Below are 21,071 nucleotides of genomic sequence, written 5' to 3'. Positions count from 1 at the left end.
GAGCTGCGCAATTAACAGGCTGGGTTCACCAGTTCGGGAACATTGCGAGAAATACCTGGCTCGCCTTGTCGTTCCCCTTGCCCGCGACCGGCATCAGGATTTTCGTGGCGGTCCGGTAGCGTTTCTGGAAGATCGGAACGATATCGATCGAGGGGGTGCAGGTTTCCAGTACCTCCGACAGTTCGTCCCCGAATTTCGACCCGAAGGAGCGGTCGACATCGGACGCCTTCTGCCCGGTCCAGTCCTGCCCGGTCATATCCGAGATCAGCGTGCCTTCCAGCCTGTTGGTGAAATCGGACAGAGTGGGGGCGTGCTCGTAGATGCTGATGAAACCAAGCCAGTCCCTGAGTGCTATCGGATCGAAAGCATGCCGGTCGGGCACGGAACGATCCCCGCAGGCGCTGTACCAATAGGCAAGGAGACTGAGCGCGCGGAAATTCATCTCGTCGCGATGTTTGTTGGCTGCAAGTTCTATGAAAGCGGTGTTCATCATGCGGACAGAGATCTCCGGTCTTGCCGCGCTGGAACCCACGAACAGACGGTCCCGTGGAGAGTGGACTTATTCAGCAGAATAGCCGGAACCCAACGCTTGGCGCCGATTGTAGGGAGGTTTTTGCTAAAATTTTGTTAAGTTATTGAACGTGTTTCTTCGAGAGGGGCGATGACACGACCTCCGCGAACGGACTAATCTCTGCGGGTCCGCAACCACCCTCCCGTTCGAACGATGACCCCTGAAGATTTCCGCCGCCATGCTCACGAACTCGTCGACTGGATGGCGGATTACATGGAAACGGTCGAACAGTATCCCGTCAGGGCCCAGACGGCTCCGGGCGAGATTGCGGCGACGCTGCCCGACGCTCCTCCCGCCGAGGGCGAGCCGATGGACCGGATCTTCGAGGACTTCAAAACGGATGTGATGCCCGGCATCACCCACTGGCAGCACCCTCGATTCTTTGCCTATTTCCCGGCCAACAGCTCCCCGCCGTCGGTTCTTGCGGAAATGCTGACAGCGACCTTGGGCGCGCAATGCATGCTCTGGCAGACCAGCCCGGCTGCGACCGAGATGGAAACAAAGGTGCTGGACTGGCTTCGGCAGATGACGGGGCTTCCGGCCGGATTGACCGGCGTGATTCAGGATTCGGCGTCGGGTGCCATCCTCTGTGCCTTGCTGACCGCACGGGAGAAAGCGACGGAATGGCAAGCGAACGAGAAAGGACTGGGTGCGCAGCCTAAGCTCACTGTCTACACCTCGAACCAGACCCACTCGGCGACGGAGAAGAACGTCAAGATCATCGGTCTCGGGCGCGAAAACCTGCGCGCCATCGATGTCGACGAGAGTTTTGCTCTCCGTCCCGAACTTCTCGAAGCGCAGATCGAGGCCGATATCGCCGCCGGTTGCGTTCCGACCTGTGTGGTAGCCTCTGTCGGCGCGACCGGTGTCGGCGCGGTTGACCCACTCAGGGCGATCGGGGAGATCTGCGAGCGACATGATATCTTTCTCCACGTCGATGCCGCTTGGGCCGGCACCGCCTGGCTGCTGCCGGAGCAGCGCTGGATGCTGGATGGGATCGAATATGCCGACAGTCTGGTCTTCAATCCGCACAAGTGGATGCTGACGAATTTCGATTGTTCCGCCCATTATGTTCGGGATCCGAATGCGCTGGTTCGCACACTGTCGATTCTCCCCGAATTCCTGAAGAGCCGGGAACAGGGGAAGATCATCGATTACCGCGACTGGAGCGTTCCGCTTGGCAGGCGTTTCCGTGCATTGAAACTCTGGATGGTTATCCGCTCCTACGGTGCTGACGGACTCCGCCGGATCGTCCGGAGCCACATCGATCTGGCAGCGGAACTGGAGCGTTGGATAGCGGCCGAGCCGGACTTCGAGATCGTCGCGCCGCGTTCCCTTGCGCTTATCAACTTCCGCTACCGGCCCAAAGATGTCCGTGAGGGCGAGGGGCTCGACCGCATCAACGCCGTGTTGCTGGAGCGCATTAATGACGACGGTCGGATCTACCTGACGCAGAATAAGGTGCGGGGGCAGGCCGCGATCCGGTTCTCGATCGGCCAGACCAATACCGAACACCGCCATGTCGCCGAGGGCTGGGACGTGGTGAAGGAGATCGCCCGCAATCTCGATAGTGCGGCGATCCTCGCCGCCGACTGAACGAACGCCAATCAGAGGAGCGTGTTTTCATGGCTTTGTACGGAACCGGCATGCTGATGACCTTCACCGAGGTCGCACCGGAGGACGAGGCGGAGTTCAACGAGTGGTACAATCGGGAGCATATCGACGAACGGGTCTGGATGCCCGGCTTTCACAGGGCTCGGCGATATGTGGCGGTCGACCCGGAAGCGCGGGTGAAATACTTCGCCAGCTACGAGACGACGAAAGTGGAAGATCTGGCAGACCCGGATTACATGGCGCGGCTGGCAGTCCAGAGCGAGTGGAGCCAGAAGGTCATGGCGGGATTCACCAAATTTGACCGGCTGACCGCCTCGATCACAGTCGACAAGACCCACGGATTCACAGGCTGGCTGGGCGTGACGCGGTTCTTCCCGGAAGCCGGTCTCATGGAAAAGCTCCGGGCCCTCCTGGCCGACACACTCCTGCCGGAGCTCTCTGCCATGCCGGAGATGCTGGGGGGCTGCCTGGCGGAAAACGATATCGAGGTTTCCAACACGGGCCTGAAGGCCCAGGGAAAACCGGTTCCGCCCGGGCAAACCCCGGAGTGGATTGTCCTGCTCGACGGGGCCACCGAGACATCAATACGCGAAGCCAACGCGCGGCTGGAGGACGTATTGACGGAAGCCGGCCTTCCGGCCGTCGGCCTGGACCAGACCGCTTACAGTTTTCTCTTTGGGAACAATCGATAAGCTCGGGTGTCTTTGCTTGAGCCGAGTCCGCCGGGCGCGTAACGTGAGGTTATGAAGAGGCACGCGATCCTTTCCGTTATCCTCGGCAGTCTTGCCGGTCTCGCTGTCCGGGTTCCGGAAGCGCGCGCGGCAGACGGCATGGTCGATAGCCTCTCGAACAGCATCGCTTCGGTTCCCCTGACTTCGGTCGCACTTGCTTTTCTCTTTGCCCTGGCCGTCGGCCTAGCGGTCATGCAGTACGTCTACAAACAGCGCATTGCCGGATTGTGCGCCGACCTGGAGACACTGACCGGCCGGCTCGACGGTCGCGACACCGCTCTCGGGAGCCAGGGAGTCGGGCTGATCGGGCTGGTCGCGACGGACGGCGCAGGTGACGGTTCGGCGCTGCGCTACGTCAGCCCGGAAGTCGGATCTCTGCTGCGTGCCGATATCGACAAACTAGGGTCGATAGATTCGATCTCGGAACTTCTGACCGGTGGGGCGAGCGCCCGTTTTGTGACTGCCGTTACGCGGCTGATGGCGGAAGGCAAGGCGTTTCGTTTCGAGTCCGGGATTCGCAACGGTGCTCGCATAGTCCGCGTTTCGGGGATTCCGATCCCCGCCGGTGAGAGGGCTCTGCGCCGCGCGGCGCTCTCCGTCGTAGATATCTCCGAAGAGGTTTCGGCGCGAGACGGGGCGGAGGACGACAGCCGGAAGTGGCGTCGCAAGACGGAAGATCTGCTCGCCGCCGTGAACCTTCAGACCATCCCGTTCTGGCAACGGGACGAGGACATGCGGGTCCGATTCGCGAATATCGCGGCCGATGTGATCGATCTAGACTCGGAATCCGCACGCGATACCTCACGCCGCACGCGCCGTCTCGGAGCGCCGTTTTCGGAGAGTCGCTTCATTGTCGTTGACGGAGAGCGTCGCCTTTACGAGGTGACCGAAGCGCCGAGCCCCGACGGACGGGGGACGGTCGGTTGGGCCATCGACGTGACGTCGCTCGAGGAGGCGCAGGCCGAGATCGCCCGGCATATTGCGGCGCATGAGGACGTGCTGGAAGGCCTTTCCACGGCGATTGCCATCTTCGGGCCGGACAAGCGCCTCAAATTCTTCAACAGCGCTTTCGCGGACCTCTGGCAGGTCGATCCCTCCCAGCTCGATGCGGATCCGACCATCACGGAGTTCCTTGAGCTCCTGCGCGAGCTTCGGCGGCTACCGGAACAGTCGGACTTCCGGGCCTACCGGGACCACTGGAACGGTCTCTTCACCCGCCTGATCGACCCGCTGGAAGATTTTTTCTTCCTGCCGGACGACCGCACATTGCGCATGGTGGTGATGCCGCACCCCTTCGGTGGGCTCTTCCTGACCTTCGAGGATGTGACCGACCGTCTCGCATTGGAACGCAGTTATAACACCCTGAACGAAGTGCAGCGCGAGACCATCGACAACCTGGCCGAAGGGGTCGTGGTGTTCGGGGCGGATGGCCGCATGACGCTCTCCAACCCGACTTTCCAGCGAATGTGGGATCTCGATCCGGATTTCCACGAGCAGTCGCTGCATGTCTCCGACGTACTCGAGGCGATGCGGCCGCTGTTCCCGCCCGTCGAGGAGGCGGTCTGGGAGAACTACAAGCAGGAATTCGCAGCACGGTTCGCCGACCGGGATGCGGAGCACGGTCGGACCGAACGTCCGGACGGAACGGCGCTGGACTATTCCTTCGTCCCGCTGCCTGACGGGGCAACGCTGGTCAACTTTCTCGATGTTACCGACACGCTGAACGTGCAGCGCGCCCTGCAGGACCGGAACGAAGCTCTGGAAACGGCCGACCGGCTGAAGAGCGAGTTCATCGCCAATGTGTCCTACGAACTGCGAACGCCGTTGAACGCGATCATCGGTTTTGCCGAGATGCTCGACAACGGGTATGTCGGCGATGTCAGTGAACGGCAGAGCGAGTACCTGAAGGCTATACTCGAGTCGTCGGGACGGCTCTCCTCCTTGATCGGCAACATCATTGACCTGGCGTCGATCGAGGCCGGCTACCTTACCCTGGACACAAAGGAACTCGATGTCCGCGAAGTGGTAAGTGCTGCCGTCACGCTCGTCGAGGAACGGGCGCGGATGCAGGGCGTTGAGATCGGAATCGAGATCGCGGACAACGTCAGTACGATCGAAGCGGACGACCGCCGTCTGCGCCAGATTCTCTTCAACCTGATTTCGAGCGCGCTCCAGTTCACCGAAGCGGAAGAAAACATCACGTTGAGAATCAGGGAAGACGGCGAGCATCTCGAGTTCCTGATCCTTGAGGGCGGCCATGGCGTGCCCGAGGAATTGCGCACCATGCTGTTCGAGGTCTTCTCCGGCGTAGAGCGCGGATCCAGGTCTCAGGGGCCGGACCTTGCCCTGCCGCTCGTCCGTCGGCTTGTGGAACTGCACGGCGGTGCCCTGTCGCTCGAACAAGTCGATAACGAGGGGCTTTGCATCAAATGCCTGCTCCCGCTCCGTGCGGTGCTGCCGGACGCCAATCCGACCTTCGCGAACGAGCTCTCGCTGTGAGCGAATCACTTGCGGCCGCAGGCCTCCATATCGCTGGCCAGGAGGAGACGGAAGCGCTTGCCTGGATCTGCGCCGACCTCGCCGGCCCCGGCTCCTGTTTCCTGCTTTCGGGCGGTCTCGGCGCCGGCAAGTCCACCTTCGCCCGAGCGTTCATCCGCTACCTGCTTGGGGACGACGAGGAAGTCCCGAGTCCCACTTTCACGCTGGTACAGCAATATGGCCCCTTTGATAAAGGTGGGCAGGAGGTCGAGATTTGGCATGCCGATCTCTATCGGATCGGCGACCCGGACGAGATCCTGGAACTCGGACTGGACGAGGCCTTCGAGACGGCGATCTGTCTTGTGGAATGGCCGGACCGGCTCGGAAGTTTCGCGCCACCGGATGCGGTGGTGCTGCATTTCGAGATATGCGATGGAGATCCGGCGGAAGACGGCGAGCGCGCGGTCGCCCTCTCTCTTCCGGAACGGCTTCGGCCGGACTATGAAGAGGCTTTTGACGAAGCTGTTTTCGACGTCGTGTGGATAGAATGAGTGACAAAATCCAATCGGATCCGCGTGCGCCCGCACGCCGGAAATTCTGGCAAAAAGCAGGCTGGCGGGACGCGACGGAGATCGCTTTCGCGGCAGATGCTTCCTTCCGCCGCTATTTCCGCCTGACCCGTGCTGATGGGCGCGCGGCCATTGTCATGGATGCGCCGCCGGACAAGGAGGATGTCGGCCCGTTCGTCGAGATTGCAGGCATCCTGACCGGCTTTGGCTACAGCGTGCCGCGGATTGAGGCGGAGGATCGTACTGCCGGCTTTCTGCTGCTCGAGGATATGGGGGACCTGACCTTTACCCGGGCGCTCGAAGCCGGCTATAGCGAGGGCGAGCTGTACAGACTCGCCGGGGATGTGCTCGGAGACCTGGTGCAGCGCGACATTTCGGGTATCAGAGATCGCGTTCCCGCCTATAGCGACGAGAAGCTGCTCGACGAGGCCATGAGGTTCGTCGATTGGTATCTCCGGCGAGGTCTCGGTCTGCCCATCGGTGACGATGCGCGTGAGGCTTATGCAGAGGCATGGCGGAGCGTCCTTCCGTCGGTGCGTTCCGTCCCGGAAGTCCTCGTGCTGCGCGATTTCCATGTCGACAATATGATGGTGCTTGCGGACCGGCAGGGTCTGGCTGCGTGCGGGTTGCTGGACTTCCAGGATGCCGTCATCGGCCCCGCGAGTTACGACCTCGTTTCCCTGCTGCAGGATTGTCGGCGAGATGTTTCAGACGAAGTGGCGGACGAAGTACGCGCGCGATTCTTCGGTGCGGCAACGGAGATCACTGACAGGGACGGTTTCCTGAGGTCTTACAACGTGCTCGGCGCCCAGCGGCATCTCAAGAATATCGGTGGCTTTGCCCGCCAGTCCGTACATCTGGGCAATCACTCCTATCTCCGTTTCATCGACCGGATGTGGCGCTTCACTCTGCAGAATTTCTCCGACGAGGCTCTTGCGCCTGTCCGGGAATGGATTGAAAAACATGTGCCGGAAAATCACCGCGTGACACCGCCGCCGGGCGGACGCGCCGCTTGAGGAACTTCCCACCGACATGCTGCTCACCAGACTGAAGACCAAGAAGGCGACCATCCCGGAAACCGCGATGATCCTTGCTGCGGGCAAGGGGACGCGGCTTGCGCCGCTGACGGACAAGACCCCAAAACCGCTGGTCGAGGTCGACGGCAAGGCACTTATCGATCACATCCTCGATCGCCTAGCCGCCGTCGGCGTAAAGAACGTGGTCGTGAATACCTTTCATCTTGGCGAGCAGATCGAAGCGCATCTGGCGGAGCGCTCGGATGTGTCGATCACCTTCAGCCGGGAAGAGGAGCTGCTCGAGACTGGAGGCGGCGTCGTGAAGGCGCTGCCGCTGCTCGGCGATGCGCCGTTCTTTGTCATCAATGGCGACAGCCTGTGGGTCGATGCGATGAAACCGACCCTGTCTCGCCTGGCCGAGGCATGGGACGACAAGAAGATGGATGGGCTGCTGCTGCTGCATCCTTTCTCGAGGGTCCCCGGCTGGCACGGCTATGGCGATTTCACCATGGACCCCGAAGGCCGCCTCTCGCGGCGTGAGGAACGCCGTGTCGCGCCTTACGCTTATATGGGCGCCTCGATCCTGCATCCGCGGCTTTTCGAGGGGGCGCCGGAAGGGGCCTTCTCACTTAACCGGCTCTACGACAAGGCCCAGGAGGCGGAACGGCTCTACGGTGCCCTGCATGACGGCCTCTGGTATCATATCAGCACCAACGAGGATCTCGAGACCGCGCGCCGGCTCTATGCCCAGGGCCACGTGCCGGACGTGCCGTTCTTCTGAGATCCGCCAGCAAGGGAGGCTCCATGGGGATCGGCGGGCTCTATGCCATCGCGGCGACGGACGGGTTTGCCGATACGCTGGCGAAGGGCCTCTGGGAGGAGGCCGGCGAGGACCCGATGGTACTCGCTCGCATGTCGGTCCTGCTGCCGACCCGCCGTGCAGTCCGGACCTTGCGAGAGAGCTTCCTCCGGCTCGGTAACGGCCGCCCCATGCTGCTGCCGGCGATGCGCCCCGTCGGCGATATCGACGATGAAGAGGGCACTTTCGGCGGGCTCGACGGCGCCGTTGCCGCGGGCGACCTGCCGCCCGCCGTTCCCGGCCTCCGCCGACAGCTTCTCCTGACCCAGCTCGTCCAGCGCTTCCTCGAACGCAAGGACAGCGGCTCTGCGATCCATGCCGCCGGAGTGGATCATGCGGCGCTGCTCGCGGGCGAACTCGCGCGCTTTCTCGATCAGGTCCATACCGAACAAGTCAGGTACGAGGGGCTCGCCGGGCTCGCGCGCGAACGCTATGCGGCGCACTGGCAGGAGGTTTTGGAATTCCTCTCCATCGCGACCGAGTTCTGGCCGGCGATGCTGGCGGAGGAGGGGGCGATGGAAGCGCCGCTCCGCCATGCGGCGCTGGTCGACCGGCTCGCCGCGCTCTGGGCTGGGAGCCCGCCTGAAGACCCGGTGATCGTCGCCGGTTCGACCGGCAGTATCCCGGCGACGGCGCGCCTGATGGGCGCGGTGCTCGGGCTGCCGCGCGGCTCGGTTGTTCTGCCCGGCCTCGACCGGGACGCCGACGCGGCGACCTGGAGCGCGATCGAGGGCGACAGCGGCCACGCCCAGCACAATCTCGCCCTCCTGCTGCAGCGTCTCGGCAAGAGACGCGAGGAAGTGCAAATCTGGCCGGTCGCCGCTGAACGGAAGACCCATTCCGCACGGGCGCGGCTGATCCAGGAAGTTCTGCGGCCCGCCGAGACAACGGAAGCCTGGCGACGCCTCGCCGAGACGGACCAGGAACTGCTCTCCAGCGGCACCGAGGGGCTCTCCGTGCTGAGCTGCCCGAGCCACCACGAAGAGGCGGAGACCATCGCGCTGATGTTGCGCGAGGCGTTGGAGGACCAGACCCGCACCGCCGCGCTGGTGACGCCCGACCGGGTACTCGCCCGCCGGGTGAAGGCAGCGCTCCGGCGCTGGGAAGTCGAGGTCGACGATTCCGCGGGGCAGCCGCTGGCCGCCACCCTGCCGATGACCTTCTGGCTGGCGACGGCGGACATGGCGGTGGAAGCCTGCGCGCCGGTGCCGCTGCTCGCCGCCCTGAAACACCCGCTTGCCGCCGGCGGCATGGCGCAGCCGCGTTTTCGCCGCAGGGTGCGTACGCTCGAACGCGAAGTGCTGCGCGGCCCGCGCCCGGCGCCGGGACCGGGAGGCCTGCTGGCGGCTTTGGACGAAGCCTTCGCTGATGAAGATCGCGACGACATGCGCGCCTGGATCGATCGTCTCGCCGAACCGATCTCGTTTTTCTCCGGCCTGCTGCGGAGCGATGAGATCTCGCTGATCGACCTGCTCTCCGCCCACAACGCGGTCGCCGAGGCGCTGGCGGCGACGGACGAGGAGAGCGGCGACAAGCGGCTCTGGGCCGGAGAGGCGGGCGAGGATGCGGCGAACTTCCTCGCCGAGCTTGCTGAGTCGGCCCGTGATTTCCCGCCGCTGGACGGACGCGACTATCTCTCGCTGCTGGAGGCGCTGCTGGTCGGCCGCGTGCACCGGCCGCGCTACGGCACCCATCCGCGTCTTGCCATTCTCGGTCCGCTGGAAGGCCGGTTGCAGCAATACGATCTGATGATCCTCGGCGGCTTGAACGAAGGCACCTGGCCGCCGGACCCCGGCGCCGACCCCTGGATGAGCCGGCCGATGCGCGCGGAATTCGGCCTCCCCGCGCCGGAGCGCCGCATCGGCCTCTCGGCGCACGATTTCCAGATGGCCGCGTCCGCGCCGGAGGTCGTCCTGACACGGGCGGAGCGGGTCGAGGGCGCTCCGACGGTCGCCTCGCGCTGGTGGCTCCGCATGGAGACCGTGCTGCGCGCGCTGCAGCTGACCGAGAAGGTGCGCTGCCCGTTGGCGGACTATCCGCATTGGCAGCAGGAGCTGGACAGACCGGCGAAACTCGACCCGGTAAAACCACCGACCCCGCGCCCTCCAATTGACGCCCGTCCGCGCCGCTTCTCCGTCACCGAGATCGAGACCTGGGTGCGCGATCCCTATGCGATCTACGCCAAGCGGGTCCTCGGGCTGCGCTCGCTCGACCCGCTCGACGCCGATCCGGGCGCGGCGGACCGGGGCACGATGATCCACCGGGCGCTGGAACTCTTCACCAACGAGTTCCCGAAGGATATTCCGCCGGGCGCATTGGAGCGCCTGATCGAGATCGGGCGGGGGGAGTTCGCACGGGAGATCGCGCATCCCTCGGTGCAGGCCTTCTGGTGGCCGCGTTTCGAGCGCATCGCCGAGTGGTTCGTCGAGACGGAGCGCGTCCGCCGGTCCGGCATCGCCGCGATCTGGACGGAGAAGAAGGGCCACGTCACCGTGCGAGGTCTGAAGGATCCGGTGGATCTCAATTGCGAGGCGGACCGCATCGAAAGGCTGGCCGACGGCGGCTACGCGATCGTGGATTTCAAGACCGGTGCACCACCGACGGAAAGCCAGGTGACGGCCGGATACTCCCCGCAGCTCCCGCTGGAAGCGCTGATCCTCTCCATGGGCGGTTTCGAGGGGCTGCCAGAAGGTGCGGTCGACGCGCTCGAGTACTGGCGTCTCAGCGGCGGCGATCCGGCGGGCGAGCGCAAGGCGATCAAGGCGGCGATCGAGACGCTTGTGACCGAGGCCGAGGAAGGGTTGCTCAACCTGATCCGGACCTTCGACGATCCGGAAACGCCCTACCGCTCGCGTCCGGCGCCGGAATATGCGCCGCGTTATTCCGACTACGAGCATCTGGCGCGGGTGAAGGAATGGTCCGCCGGCGGGGAGCTGTCCTGAGATGGCGGAGCACGATCCGACAGCGGTGATCCAGGAGGCCGACCGGGCGCAGCGCCGGGCTGCGGACCCTGCCGCTTCGGTCTGGGTCGCGGCGTCGGCCGGGACCGGCAAGACCAAGGTGCTGACCGACCGGGTGCTGAACCTGCTGCTTGCGGGCGCCGATCCGGGGCGTATCCTCTGCCTCACTTTCACCAAGGCGGCGGCGGCCGAGATGTCCGCGCGCATTTCCGGCAAGCTTTCGGAATGGGCGGTCACCGGCGAGACGGACCTCAGCGGTCAGTTGGAGAAGCTGCTCGGCCGCCAGCCGGCGCAGGAGCAGATCGCGCTCGCCCGCCGGCTCTTCGCCCGCACGCTGGACACGCCCGGCGGTCTCAAGATCCAGACCATCCACGCCTTCTGCCAGGCCGTGCTGAAACGCTTCCCGCTCGAGGCCGGGTTGCCGCCGCATTTCCAGGTCATGGACGACCGCACCGCCGCCGAACGGCTCTGGGACGCGCGCGACCGGGTGCTGAACATGGCCGCCGCCGATCCGGAAAGCGTGCTCGGACAGGCGCTCCGGCTTATCAACCGCCGTTTCGCAGAGGAGACTTTCGACGGGTTGGTTTCCGAGTTGCTGCAGGAGCGCGCCCGGCTCGCCCGCTTCATCGAGGCTATCGGTGGGAAGGATAAGATCGACGCGGCGCTGAGGACGCATCTCGATCTGCCTGCCGACGAGACCGCCGATACGGTGCTGCGCGACGGTCTTACGGACAGTGCACTCGATCTGGTCGGACTCCGTCGCGCCACCGAAGCGCTGGTGGAGAGCAGCAAGACCGACATGGAGCGCGGCGCGGCCCTCGCGGACTTTCTAGCGGCGGAAGGCGAGCGCCGGACGGAGCTTTTCGAAAGCTATTGCGGCGTCTTCCTGACCGGCAACGGAGATCTCCGGAAAAGGTTGGCGACGAAAGCGGCGGTGGATTTGTTCTCCGACATCGAAACCGTGCTTGCCCGCGAGGGCGAGCGCCTGATCGCGCTGAAGGAGCTGCTGAACGCCCATGGCCTCGCCGAGCGCACATCGGCGGTGCTGCGCATCTCTGCCGCCGTGCTGGACGGCTACGAGGCGGGCAAACGGCGCGGGGCGCTGGTCGATTTCGAGGATCTTGTCGCGACGGTCTGCGACCTGCTGAAGCGGCCCGGCGTTGCCGCCTGGGTTCTGTTCAAGCTCGACGGCGGGCTGGACCATATCCTGATCGACGAGGCGCAGGACACGAACCCCGAGCAGTGGGAGGTGGTGCAGGCGCTGACCGAGGAGTTCTTCGCCGGCGCAGGCGCCTACGAGGAGGCGCGCGACGCCGGGCGCAGCATCTTCGCCGTCGGCGACGTGAAACAGTCGATCTTCTCGTTCCAGCGCGCCGACCCTGAAGGGTTCCTCCGCATGCGCCGGCATTTCGCCGCGCGCATCGAGGCGGCGTCCGGCACCTGGGCCTCGGTCGATCTCGAGGTCTCCTTCCGCTCCGGCGCGGCGGTGCTGGGACTGGTCGACCGGCTGTTCAACAGCCGTCCCGCGGGCGAGGGCGTGCTCGAGGCGGACGAGGAGGGCGAACTGCTCTCGATCCGCCACGGCGTTTCGCGCGGCGGCGATGCGAGCCTGGTCGAAGTCTGGCCGCCCTTCCTGCCGGCCGAGAGCGAGGAGGAAGGCAGCTGGGCCCTGCCGCTTGCCCAGCGTGGGCTCGACAATCCGGCCTCCCGGCTCGCCGGAGCGATTGCGGGCCGTATCCGCTCGTGGATGGACAGGGGCGAGATACTGTCTTCCAAGGGCCGCTCCATCGGTCCCGGTGACATCATGGTGCTGGTGCGCAGGCGCGGCGGCTTCGTGCATGAGATGGTACGCGCTCTGAAGGAGCGGGATATCGACGTCGCCGGTGTCGACCGCATGGTACTGAGCGACCAGATCGCGGTCATGGACCTGATCGCGCTCGGCCGTTTCCTGCTGCTGCCGGAAGACGACCTGACGCTGGCGACAGTGCTGAAAAGTCCGCTCATTGGGCTCGACGAGGACGAGCTGTTCGAGCTCGCCTGGAACCGCAAGGAGGGGCGGCTCTGGCGCGAGCTGCGGCGGCGCGCGCCAGAGAAGACTTCCTTCGCCCGCGCCGACGAGCTGCTCACCTCCTATCTCGCGCGGACCGACACCATGCCGCCCTACGAGCTCTTCGCCGGCATCCTCGCCGAGGGCGAGCCGAGCGGGCGGCGGCGGATTCTGGAGCGGCTTGGCATCGAGGCGGCGGACCCGCTCGACGAGTTCCTCGCCCAAGCGCTGGAATACGAACGCGGGCATGTGCCCTCCCTGCAGGGCTTCCTGCACTGGCTGGAGGCTTCCGAGAGCGACATCAAGCGCGACATGGAAGGCGGCGAGGGCGGCCGCGTGCGCGTCATGACCGTGCACGGGTCGAAGGGCTTGCAGGCGCCGATCGTCTTCATGCCGGACACCATGCAGGTTCCGCGCGGCACGGCGAAGATCCTCTGGGCGGAGTCGGGGGACGGCGTCCCGGTCCCGCTCTGCGCCCCGGCCAGGGCGGAGGACGCGGCGGCGAGTATCGGCGCCAAGGAAGCCGCCGAGCGCAAGCGCAACGAAGAATACAGGCGTCTGCTCTATGTCGCGATGACCCGTGCCGAGGACCGGCTCTATGTCGCCGGCTGGGCCACCAAACAGCGTGCGCCGGAAGGGAACTGGTACGATCTGATCCGTGGCGCCATGGGCGGTCTCGCATCCGAGATCGAGGACGGAACGGTCAGCGCCGCATCGGGCTCCGACCTGCCGTTGCTTCGCCACGAAACGCCGCAGGAACGTGATGTGTTGCCGCCCGTCAGGGTTGCTTCCGGAACCGAGGCGAGACGGCCGGTGCCCGACTGGGCGCAGTCGCAGCCGGCGCCGGAACCGGTGCCGCCGCGCCCGCTGATGCCGTCGCGCCCGAGCGATCCCGAACCGGCCCTGCGCTCACCGCTGTCCCCGACGGATCAGGGACGCTTCAAGCGCGGCCAGCTAATGCACCGAATGCTGCAGGTGTTGCCGGACCTGCCTCCGGAGCACCGCCGTGCGGCGGGAGCTTCTTTCCTCGCCCGGCCGCTGCACGATCTCGCGCCTGAACTTGCCGCGCGCTATCTGGACGAGGTCATGGGGGTTCTGGAGCATCCCGACTGGTCGGGCCTTTTCGCGGAGAATTCCAGGGCCGAGGTACCGATCGTCGGGCAGGTCGCGATCGGGGACGGGGGCGTCACAATCGTCTCCGGGCAGATCGACCGGCTGCTGGTCGCGCCGGACCGCGTGACCGTCGTCGATTTCAAGACCAACCGGCCGCCGCCGGAGCGCCTGCAGGACGTGCCGGTGATCTACCTGCGCCAGATGGCGGCCTACCGGGTCCTGCTGGCGGGCATGTTCGAGGACCGCGACGTGCGCTGTCTGCTGCTCTGGACCGACGGGCCGTTCTTGACCGAACTGCCGCCGGGACTCCTCGACTCACACGCGCCGGGGGCACGTGCCGTTTAGTGGCGAGGCTCTTTCCGCCGCGGAAATGCTGGGGCGGGGCAGGCTGTCTTGACGTGATTGCGGGCGCTTCCTAGATTCACTTCTCATGCGAGGGTGGGAGCCCGGCATGCAAGACAAGGCAAACGAGGAAGCCCCCATGTCGACGATTGCAGTCACCGACACCAGTTTCTCCGACAGCGTTCTGAATTCCGACAAGCCGGTTCTGGTCGATTTCTGGGCCGAATGGTGCGGCCCCTGCAAGGCGATCGCACCGGCGCTCGAGGAGATGGCGCAGTCGATGGGCGACAAGGTCACCGTCGCCAAGATCAATATCGACGAGAACCCGCAGACCCCGCAGCAATATGGCGTGCGCGGCATTCCGACCCTGATCCTGTTCAAGGACGGTCAGGTCGCGGCGACCAAGATGGGCGCGATGCCGAAGGCGCAGCTGCAGCAGTGGGTCGACGAAGCGCTCTGAGCGCCGTCTGACAACCCGAATTCTGAGGACGGGCGCCGTTTCGGCGCCCGTTTTCATTTTGGGCGCGGGGAGTCGGTCAGGCGTTCCGTTTCCTGCCGAAGAAGGAAAAGCTGCCGGCCTGCTGCTTCGGCGCATCCTGTTCGATAACGACGATCAAGAGAACGAACTGGTCGACCTCGCTGCCGTTCGAGCTGTAAGGCAGGATGAGCCGGTCATAGTAGAGATATCCGGCATCTTTGCCCGTCGGATAGATCCGGTGGGAAAAATGCGCCTGTCCGGACGCCATGACCTCGCGATAGGTGCGGTTCGCGGTCTCCAGATAGGTGCCCTCATAAAGCTCCTCGAAAGTCATCCCGGTCGGATCGCGCCCCGCGCGACGCACGATCTCGGTGCCGGCCAGCCGGTAGCGGAAACTTGGGCTGTCCGCACTTCCGCCGCGCTCGATGATTGCCATCCGGGGCATCGAACGGTGGAACGCGAGCGGGTCGAAGCTGCTCCGCAGCGGGACCAGATCGCCGCGCCGATGTGCCATCCAGTGCTCGAAGAGCGCGCGATGTTCGGGATGCGTGAGCTCGGACCCGTCTAGGATAGTGTCGGTAGAGTTTTTGTCGCCATTCGACATTCAGTTGCCAAGCAAAGCGCTGTTAAAAGTAATAATTTTGTCAGGAAATTAATCGACGACTCTGATCGAGCAAGATTAATCGAATAAAATATTGAGTAATTATAATAGATTATGCTTGTCTAAAATGTTTGCGGGATTGTTCGTAGCGTCAGAATGCATTGCGATTCAGGCCTGTCGAGACACAGGCCTTAACGATGCAGGTCTCTGTCGCGGCACAATAAAATATTCTGAAGCTTTGTTCGTGCGCTGCCGCGATCTTCTTCGAGCCGATATCCAGAGCTAGTCGAGAAACCGGTTCGGCTTGTGAAAGATACTGAGCATCAGCGCACCTTCGGGAGCCCGCGCGACGTGTCGGCTTCCGGCCGGGCGCCAGACATATTCCCCCGGCCCGATCGAGCCCTGCTCGTCTTCCAGCCGGCCTTCCAGCATGTAGGTCTGCTCTATATCGACATGTTCGTGATGCGGGAGCATGGCGCCGGGTTGCCAGCGGAAGAGCGCGGTCATTAGGCCGCTCTCCCTGTCCTCCATCAGCACCTTCATCTCGACGCCCTCGAACCGGGTCGGAACCCAGTCGAGGCAGTCGGGATCCACCATCCGGGAGTCGAGCGCTCCCAGGCGCGCATGGTCCGGGTAGTTCGGCGTTTCTATTGCCATCGGCTATTCTCCCTCGCTGCCGCTTGCACGCGGCTTCAAAAGGGAGAATAGCCGGAATAGCCGAACTCGTCAGATCCCGAGATTGTCGATCAGGCGGCAGGTGCCTAGGCGCGCCGCGGCGAAGATCCGGAGATTATCGCCGGGCGCGGTGGCGGTCAGAAAACTGTCTTGGTCGCGGATGTCGATATAGTCGACCTCCTGAAACCCGGCGGAGAGGGTCGCTTTCCGTGCCTGATCGGCTGCGATTTCGGGAGCCGTGCCGTTCTGAACGGTTGCCGCGGCGGCGATCATTGCCTCATGGAGCGCCGGGGCTATACGGCGCTGGCTCTCGTCCAGATAGGCGTTGCGCGAGGAGAGGGCGAGACCGTCCGGCTCCCGGACTGTCGGTGCCCCCAGGATCTCGATTGGCAGATCAAGGTCGCGGGCCATGGTCCTGATGACGGCGAGCTGCTGGAAATCCTTCTCGCCGAAAATCGCGATATCCGGCATTGCCTGGATGAGGAGCTTCGAGACGACGGTCGCAACTCCCGTGAAGAAGCCGGGTCGGCTCGCGCCCTCCATTAAATCCGAAATATCGTGCACGATGACTTCGGTCTTGTAGTCCGTCCCGTAGATCTGGTCGGGTGCCGGCGCATATACCGCGTCGCAGCCGGCGGCCTCGAACTTGGCGAAATCGCCTTCCTCGTCCCTCGGATAGGTGGCGAAATCCTCATTCGGCCCGAATTGCCTCGGGTTGACGAAGATCGTTCCGACGCAATGGTTCGCGCGTTCGAGACCGAGTCGGACGAGCGAGAGATGGCCTTCGTGGATCGCCCCCATTGTCGGTGTCAGGGCGATTGTCTCGCCGGCGCTTCTCCAGTTGCTCACACGAGCGCGGAGATCAGCTTTGGTGCGAATGATTTCCATCGTTCAAACCTTTCCCGCCGGTCTCTCGGCGTAGGTGTTGCGTTCGGCCGGAAAGGCCCGGCTGCGTACGTCATCCGTCCAACGCTGCGCCGCTTCGCGGATCGTGCCCGCGAGATCGGCGTACCGTTCGGCGAATTTCGGAAGGTGCCCGTCATAGAGACCGAGCAGGTCGTCGGTGACCAAGATCTGGCCGCTACAGGCGGCGGAGGCGCCGATCCCGATGGTCGGGATGGAGAGTGCTTCGGTCACCCGGCGGGCGACAGGCTCCACCGTGCCCTCGATGACGACGGCGAAGGCGCTGGCGCGCTCGACGGCAAGGCCATCCTCCAGCACCTGGCGGGCGCCGTCCTCGCCGCGCCCCTGGATCCTGAAACCTTCTTCCGCATGCTGCGGCAGCAGGCCGATATGGCCGAGTACGGGGATGCCGTCCCCGACCAGGGCGGCGATCGAGGCCTCGACGGCGATGCCACCTTCAAGCTTTACCGCATCGGCCCCGGTCTCGGCCATGACGCGGCGTGCGCTTTCGAGCGCCTGCCCCGGCCCGTCCTCGTAGCTGCCGGCCGGCAGGTCGACGACGACGCAGGCATGGCGCGCCCGTCTGGTCACGGCGCGGCCATGGGCGATCATCATATCGAGTGTGACCCCGACGGTGCCGTCCATGCCGTAGATCACCATGCCGAGCGAATCGCCGACCAGCAGCAGGTCGCAGACCGGATCGAGATAGGCGGCGACGGGCGCGGTATAGGCGGTTAGGCAGACCAGCGGGCGGTCGGGCGTTGCGGCGCGGATATCGCCCGGGCCGATATGGCGCCGGTTCGGCTCCGCCCCGCGAAAATCATATTTCATTGCATGTCTCCAACCCGATGCATGCCGCACAAATCGGCAGGTTTATCGGTTGGAGGCGTGGCTTATCGCAGGGGACCGGTGAAGCCAACCTGTATGCTGCAATGCGGAAAACAATGCTGCATCGCGGAAAATCTGTTCTCATCGTGGAAGCAATACACATCGCTCACGTCGCGGCTGTACTGAGACACTTGGTTTTGTAAGAAACGGAAGCGGGATTTTGCGAGACGAAGCGGGAAATACCGGCACAAAACCAAAGGGTTGTCGCGTGTCACAGCGGTCCGGCGCGAAGGTGTAAATTGCCAGATGGAACAGCGCTGCGACAAATGGACTTGGGAGTACGGAAAACAGAAAACGGGGGAATTCCGGGCGGCAGATGAAACCAGGTTTCAGGTTCGCGGCTGGAAGATGAAAGCTAAGTTGAAAGTTATTTGAGCGTCCCTTGAAGCCTAACCGGCGGCTTCGAACGACGAGGCTTGAGCGATTGAAGCGGGCGCGGAAAATGTCGCCGGGCCGGTCTGTTCGATGAAGCGCCCGTCCGTCAGTTCAGCCCCAAAACAGACCTGCTTTCCATTGCCCACGAGGGCAGCTCCGACAAAGAGGCCGACAGGGGCGGCAAGGATTTGCCCGAAGAACGCCCAGCCGGCTTTCGCCGCAAGGTTCGTCCCTTTCGCCTCGTCGAGCTCTTCGATGGATATCATGCGACCGATCAGAGGCTCACGAACCGAGAAGCCGCGCGTCAGATGGGATCGTAGCGGGAACGGGATAAGGCACGAGTTTATGATAGTTTTGCTAGAATCATCTAGGTGGTCGGCTCTGAAATTAGGCTCTGCCGAGCCACCTTAAATCGACCATCTCCTGAGAGCATATGTCAGTGTTCCTAACGAGCGTGGTCTCGTGCCATTTATCTGATCAGGTGGCCGGGGGGAGAACAAATGTCAGAGTTTTGGTTAGGTGTGACACAGACGGCGATTGGTTCATTCTTAGGTTTTGCGTTGGGTATCGGGGCATTTCTCTTACAGCAGCGCGTGCATTCCAAGTCGGAAGCGAAGGCAAAATGGCGAGCTGCGCTGGACGCGCTAAATCGTCTCAATATGGCCGCAGCGTCAAATATCGAGACTCTGGCGAATGTTAAAATGCAATTTACCAGCGATTTGGCCTGGGATGTTGAAAAGGTAGAAAGAGCGACGGAAAACATCGTCAACACGCCTCTGACGAACCGCGCAGAGAAATATCAAGATCTGCGCAGCTTGGCGAGTTCGCTACAACATTTTTATGTGTGCATGGAGCGAATAGCGGCTTTGTCGCCCCCGGACGCTTCGGAGTACTCGTCGCTCAACAAGGAAATGCCGCCACTTTCGTTATTTGCTCACCGAGCTATGGGAACAATGCAAAAAATTGAAGACGTTTCCACGAGCCGCAACACCCTCATCTCAGACTTTTCCCGAGAAGCCGACGACGGTTTAACTGAGGAACGATTATTGCATTTTTCAAGAATGCTTACTGCTACGGGCGCTTCCTTATGCAACGCCGTTGACCAGGGTATGGCGTTTTGGCTTTTGGTTTCTGACCAAATCAGGGCCTACATGACCCACCGGGCGAAAGGCGAGCCGTTCATATACTTCGATTTGTTAGAGGAGGTTGGCGATCACGTGCCTAAGGAGGACTTGGTTCCGTCGTTCCGGGAGCAATTAGTGACCTTTGAAGAGTGATCGCGTTCCGGGACTCAGAAGAGCGGATAAATCCAAAACCAAGTGGCTAGAAATCCAAAACCATCCGGCGCGCTACAGCGGCCTGGCGACAGGCGAAATTGTTTTGGAGTTCGGGAGGGAAAGTGGTGCCCAGGGGCGGATTCGAACCACCGACACGCGGATTTTCAATCCGCTGCTCTACCAACTGAGCTACCTGGGCACACTTGCGATCCGACCGCGAAGCCGCTGCCGAACCGGCGAGAGGCAGGTGTATAGAAGATATAAACGAGGCTGTCCAGCGCCCAATCCGTGCTTTTTTTCCGGGCCGCTTGATGACCTCTCCCATCGGCGCTATCCAAGGACAGGCTTGCCGGGGAGGGACCCGAAAGATGCAGTTGTCCGAGGCCTTGTCGCTTGCGATCCAACACCAGAATGCCGGCCGCACCGCGGCGGCGGCGGAGATCTATGACCGGATTCTCGAAGTGGCTCCGGAGAATCCGCCCGCGGCGACACTCCGGGCCCGGATCCATCTGAAGGAAGGCCGCTTGGACGAGGCGGACCGCCTGACCGAGACCGCCACACGGGCGGCGCCCGATTTCATGCAGGCCTGGAATGCGCGCGGCGACGTACTGGACGCGCGGAAAGAGCCGGAGGCGGCCAACGCGGCATGGCGCCGGTCGCTCGTCACGGGGCCGGAGAATACCGGACCGTTCGTCGGGCTTGGAAACCAGTTCCAGCTCGATAAGGAATATGGTGCGGCGGAACAGGCCTACCGCCGCGCGCTCGCGGGGCAGCCGGGCAACGTTCCCGCCGCCAACAATCTCGCACAAGCGCTTCTGATCGAGGGAGACGCGGAACGTGCGCTCGCCGCGACGGACCGTGTCCTCGCCCGCGACCCGAACCATGTCCGCGCAACCGCTTACCGCTCGGTCGCGCTGGAGGAGCTCGGGCGGTATGACGAGGTCGACCGTCTGATCGCGCATGGATCGGCGACGCGGCCGATCCGCTTCCCGGTCCCCGGAGGCTATAGGGATCACGTTGGGTTCAACGCTGCGCTTTCGGAAGAGATCCGCAACCACCCTAACATTTCGGGCAACCTCGACCCGTTGCGGCGGGCGATCCGAGGCGGCGCCTTCGTGCCGCAACTCTTCGATCAAAAGGGCCCGGCCATAGCCGCGTTCGAGCAGATGCTGGCAGCCGGACTGAACGATTATATCGCCGGGCTCTCCCGGGACCCGTCCCACCCCTTCTTTGCCCGTATTCCCGACGGCTACGCGGTGAATATCTGGGCCAATATCCTCGGCGACGAGGGACACCAGAGCGCGCATATCCACAATGCCGGCTGGCTGAGCGGGACCTATTACGCCGCCGTGCCCGAAACGGTGCGGCCGGACGACCCGGAGCGTGCCGGCTGGCTCGAATTTAACCGGCCGGGCTACGGCATCCCCTATCGCGGCACCCGCAAGCTGGAAGCGATCTGCCCGGAGCTCGGCATGGCGGTGGTCTTCCCCTCCTATGTCTGGCACAGCACGATTCCCTTCCGCGGCGGCGGCGAGCGGATCAGCATCGCCTTCGACCTGCATATCGACGGCTGA

17 protein-coding genes and 1 tRNA gene are annotated in these 21,071 nt (G+C 63.6%); 11 read left to right on the top strand and 7 right to left on the bottom strand.

Annotated elements, in window-relative coordinates:
- Window positions 1-25 precede the first annotated feature (25 nt).
- Window positions 26-493, bottom strand: coding sequence for a PAS domain-containing protein (locus NUH88_RS06750; protein WP_257770837.1), 468 nt, complete (start codon window positions 491-493; stop codon window positions 26-28).
- Between the two features lie 231 nt (window positions 494-724).
- Here NUH88_RS06750 and NUH88_RS06745 point away from each other — a divergent pair, with 231 nt between their 5' ends.
- The 9 genes from NUH88_RS06745 (at window position 725) to trxA (ending at window position 14,760) form a co-directional block, all read left to right on the top strand.
- Window positions 725-2,167 (top strand): pyridoxal phosphate-dependent decarboxylase family protein, encoded by a 1,443-nt coding sequence (locus tag NUH88_RS06745; protein ID WP_257770835.1) that lies wholly within the window; start codon window positions 725-727, stop codon window positions 2,165-2,167.
- A gap of 29 nt (window positions 2,168-2,196) precedes the next feature.
- Window positions 2,197-2,877: a DUF4286 family protein gene (locus NUH88_RS06740; protein WP_257770833.1), complete on the top strand. Its 681-nt coding sequence runs from the start codon at window positions 2,197-2,199 to the stop codon at window positions 2,875-2,877.
- A gap of 51 nt (window positions 2,878-2,928) precedes the next feature.
- Window positions 2,929-5,415, top strand: coding sequence for a sensor histidine kinase (locus tag NUH88_RS06735; RefSeq protein WP_257770831.1), 2,487 nt, complete (start codon window positions 2,929-2,931; stop codon window positions 5,413-5,415).
- Window positions 5,412-5,945 carry a tRNA (adenosine(37)-N6)-threonylcarbamoyltransferase complex ATPase subunit type 1 TsaE gene (tsaE, locus tag NUH88_RS06730; protein ID WP_257770829.1) on the top strand — a complete coding sequence of 178 codons (534 nt, stop codon included), beginning with the start codon at window positions 5,412-5,414 and terminating at the stop codon, window positions 5,943-5,945. The genes NUH88_RS06735 and tsaE overlap by 4 nt, the downstream gene beginning before the upstream one ends.
- Window positions 5,942-6,979 (top strand): aminoglycoside phosphotransferase family protein, encoded by a 1,038-nt coding sequence (locus tag NUH88_RS06725; RefSeq protein ID WP_257770827.1) that lies wholly within the window; start codon window positions 5,942-5,944, stop codon window positions 6,977-6,979. The genes tsaE and NUH88_RS06725 overlap by 4 nt, the downstream gene beginning before the upstream one ends.
- Before the next feature lie 16 nt (window positions 6,980-6,995).
- Window positions 6,996-7,760, top strand: coding sequence for a nucleotidyltransferase family protein (locus NUH88_RS06720; protein WP_257770826.1), 765 nt, complete (start codon window positions 6,996-6,998; stop codon window positions 7,758-7,760).
- Window positions 7,761-7,783: 23 nt separating this feature from the next.
- Window positions 7,784-10,780 (top strand): double-strand break repair protein AddB, encoded by a 2,997-nt coding sequence (addB, locus tag NUH88_RS06715; RefSeq protein WP_257770824.1) that lies wholly within the window; start codon window positions 7,784-7,786, stop codon window positions 10,778-10,780.
- A gap of 1 nt (window position 10,781) precedes the next feature.
- A complete protein-coding gene (gene addA, locus NUH88_RS06710; RefSeq protein ID WP_257770823.1) occupies window positions 10,782-14,303 on the top strand; it encodes a double-strand break repair helicase AddA in 3,522 nt (1,173 codons plus the stop codon).
- Between the two features lie 106 nt (window positions 14,304-14,409).
- Entirely contained in the window at window positions 14,410-14,760 is a 351-nt protein-coding gene (trxA, locus tag NUH88_RS06705) for a thioredoxin TrxA (protein WP_257770822.1), read from the top strand.
- A gap of 76 nt (window positions 14,761-14,836) precedes the next feature.
- Here the strand turns inward: trxA and NUH88_RS06700 are convergent, their stop codons facing one another.
- From NUH88_RS06700 to NUH88_RS06680, 5 genes are all read right to left on the bottom strand, one after another.
- Window positions 14,837-15,382 (bottom strand): PAS domain-containing protein, encoded by a 546-nt coding sequence (locus NUH88_RS06700; RefSeq protein WP_257770821.1) that lies wholly within the window; start codon window positions 15,380-15,382, stop codon window positions 14,837-14,839.
- Window positions 15,383-15,661: 279 nt separating this feature from the next.
- Window positions 15,662-16,036 carry a cupin domain-containing protein gene (locus tag NUH88_RS06695; protein ID WP_257770820.1) on the bottom strand — a complete coding sequence of 125 codons (375 nt, stop codon included), beginning with the start codon at window positions 16,034-16,036 and terminating at the stop codon, window positions 15,662-15,664.
- Window positions 16,037-16,105: 69 nt separating this feature from the next.
- Window positions 16,106-16,942 (bottom strand): pantoate--beta-alanine ligase, encoded by an 837-nt coding sequence (gene panC / locus NUH88_RS06690; RefSeq protein WP_257770819.1) that lies wholly within the window; start codon window positions 16,940-16,942, stop codon window positions 16,106-16,108.
- A 3-nt stretch (window positions 16,943-16,945) separates the two neighbouring features.
- On the bottom strand, window positions 16,946-17,788 hold the full coding sequence (panB, locus tag NUH88_RS06685; RefSeq protein ID WP_257770817.1) for a 3-methyl-2-oxobutanoate hydroxymethyltransferase: 843 nt from the start codon (window positions 17,786-17,788) through the stop codon (window positions 16,946-16,948).
- A gap of 446 nt (window positions 17,789-18,234) precedes the next feature.
- Window positions 18,235-18,486 carry a hypothetical protein gene (locus NUH88_RS06680; RefSeq protein WP_257770815.1) on the bottom strand — a complete coding sequence of 84 codons (252 nt, stop codon included), beginning with the start codon at window positions 18,484-18,486 and terminating at the stop codon, window positions 18,235-18,237.
- Window positions 18,487-18,720: 234 nt separating this feature from the next.
- Here NUH88_RS06680 and NUH88_RS06675 point away from each other — a divergent pair, with 234 nt between their 5' ends.
- Window positions 18,721-19,497 carry a hypothetical protein gene (locus NUH88_RS06675; RefSeq protein WP_257770813.1) on the top strand — a complete coding sequence of 259 codons (777 nt, stop codon included), beginning with the start codon at window positions 18,721-18,723 and terminating at the stop codon, window positions 19,495-19,497.
- Window positions 19,498-19,620: 123 nt separating this feature from the next.
- On the opposite strand, the gene NUH88_RS06670 is transcribed toward NUH88_RS06675, so the two are convergent.
- A tRNA-Phe gene (locus tag NUH88_RS06670) sits at window positions 19,621-19,696 on the bottom strand.
- 169 nt (window positions 19,697-19,865) lie between these two features.
- Between NUH88_RS06670 and NUH88_RS06665 the strand changes: the two genes are divergently transcribed.
- Window positions 19,866-21,071 carry a putative 2OG-Fe(II) oxygenase gene (locus NUH88_RS06665; protein WP_257770811.1) on the top strand — a complete coding sequence of 402 codons (1,206 nt, stop codon included), beginning with the start codon at window positions 19,866-19,868 and terminating at the stop codon, window positions 21,069-21,071.

It is taken from the genome of Nisaea acidiphila, assembly GCF_024662015.1.
In the GTDB taxonomy this organism is placed as follows: domain Bacteria; phylum Pseudomonadota; class Alphaproteobacteria; order Thalassobaculales; family Thalassobaculaceae; genus Nisaea; species Nisaea acidiphila.
This window is presented reverse-complemented; position numbering and strand designations above follow the sequence as displayed.

What these genes read in the sequence shown, in the direction of transcription:
- NUH88_RS06720 (WP_257770826.1), top strand. Translation starts at nt 6,996, where the DNA reads ATGCTGCTCACCAGACTGAAGACCAAGAAGGCGACCATCCCGGAAACC.
- NUH88_RS06745 (WP_257770835.1), top strand. Translation starts at nt 725, where the DNA reads ATGACCCCTGAAGATTTCCGCCGCCATGCTCACGAACTCGTCGACTGG.
- panC (WP_257770819.1), bottom strand. Translation starts at nt 16,942, where the DNA reads ATGGAAATCATTCGCACCAAAGCTGATCTCCGCGCTCGTGTGAGCAAC.
- NUH88_RS06740 (WP_257770833.1), top strand. Translation starts at nt 2,197, where the DNA reads ATGGCTTTGTACGGAACCGGCATGCTGATGACCTTCACCGAGGTCGCA.
- NUH88_RS06675 (WP_257770813.1), top strand. Translation starts at nt 18,721, where the DNA reads ATGTCAGAGTTTTGGTTAGGTGTGACACAGACGGCGATTGGTTCATTC.
- addA (WP_257770823.1), top strand. Translation starts at nt 10,782, where the DNA reads ATGGCGGAGCACGATCCGACAGCGGTGATCCAGGAGGCCGACCGGGCG.
- NUH88_RS06665 (WP_257770811.1), top strand. Translation starts at nt 19,866, where the DNA reads ATGCAGTTGTCCGAGGCCTTGTCGCTTGCGATCCAACACCAGAATGCC.
- trxA (WP_257770822.1), top strand. Translation starts at nt 14,410, where the DNA reads ATGCAAGACAAGGCAAACGAGGAAGCCCCCATGTCGACGATTGCAGTC.
- NUH88_RS06700 (WP_257770821.1), bottom strand. Translation starts at nt 15,382, where the DNA reads ATGTCGAATGGCGACAAAAACTCTACCGACACTATCCTAGACGGGTCC.
- NUH88_RS06695 (WP_257770820.1), bottom strand. Translation starts at nt 16,036, where the DNA reads ATGGCAATAGAAACGCCGAACTACCCGGACCATGCGCGCCTGGGAGCG.
- NUH88_RS06750 (WP_257770837.1), bottom strand. Translation starts at nt 493, where the DNA reads ATGATGAACACCGCTTTCATAGAACTTGCAGCCAACAAACATCGCGAC.
- panB (WP_257770817.1), bottom strand. Translation starts at nt 17,788, where the DNA reads ATGAAATATGATTTTCGCGGGGCGGAGCCGAACCGGCGCCATATCGGC.
- NUH88_RS06735 (WP_257770831.1), top strand. Translation starts at nt 2,929, where the DNA reads ATGAAGAGGCACGCGATCCTTTCCGTTATCCTCGGCAGTCTTGCCGGT.
- NUH88_RS06725 (WP_257770827.1), top strand. Translation starts at nt 5,942, where the DNA reads ATGAGTGACAAAATCCAATCGGATCCGCGTGCGCCCGCACGCCGGAAA.
- NUH88_RS06680 (WP_257770815.1), bottom strand. Translation starts at nt 18,486, where the DNA reads ATGATATCCATCGAAGAGCTCGACGAGGCGAAAGGGACGAACCTTGCG.
- addB (WP_257770824.1), top strand. Translation starts at nt 7,784, where the DNA reads ATGGGGATCGGCGGGCTCTATGCCATCGCGGCGACGGACGGGTTTGCC.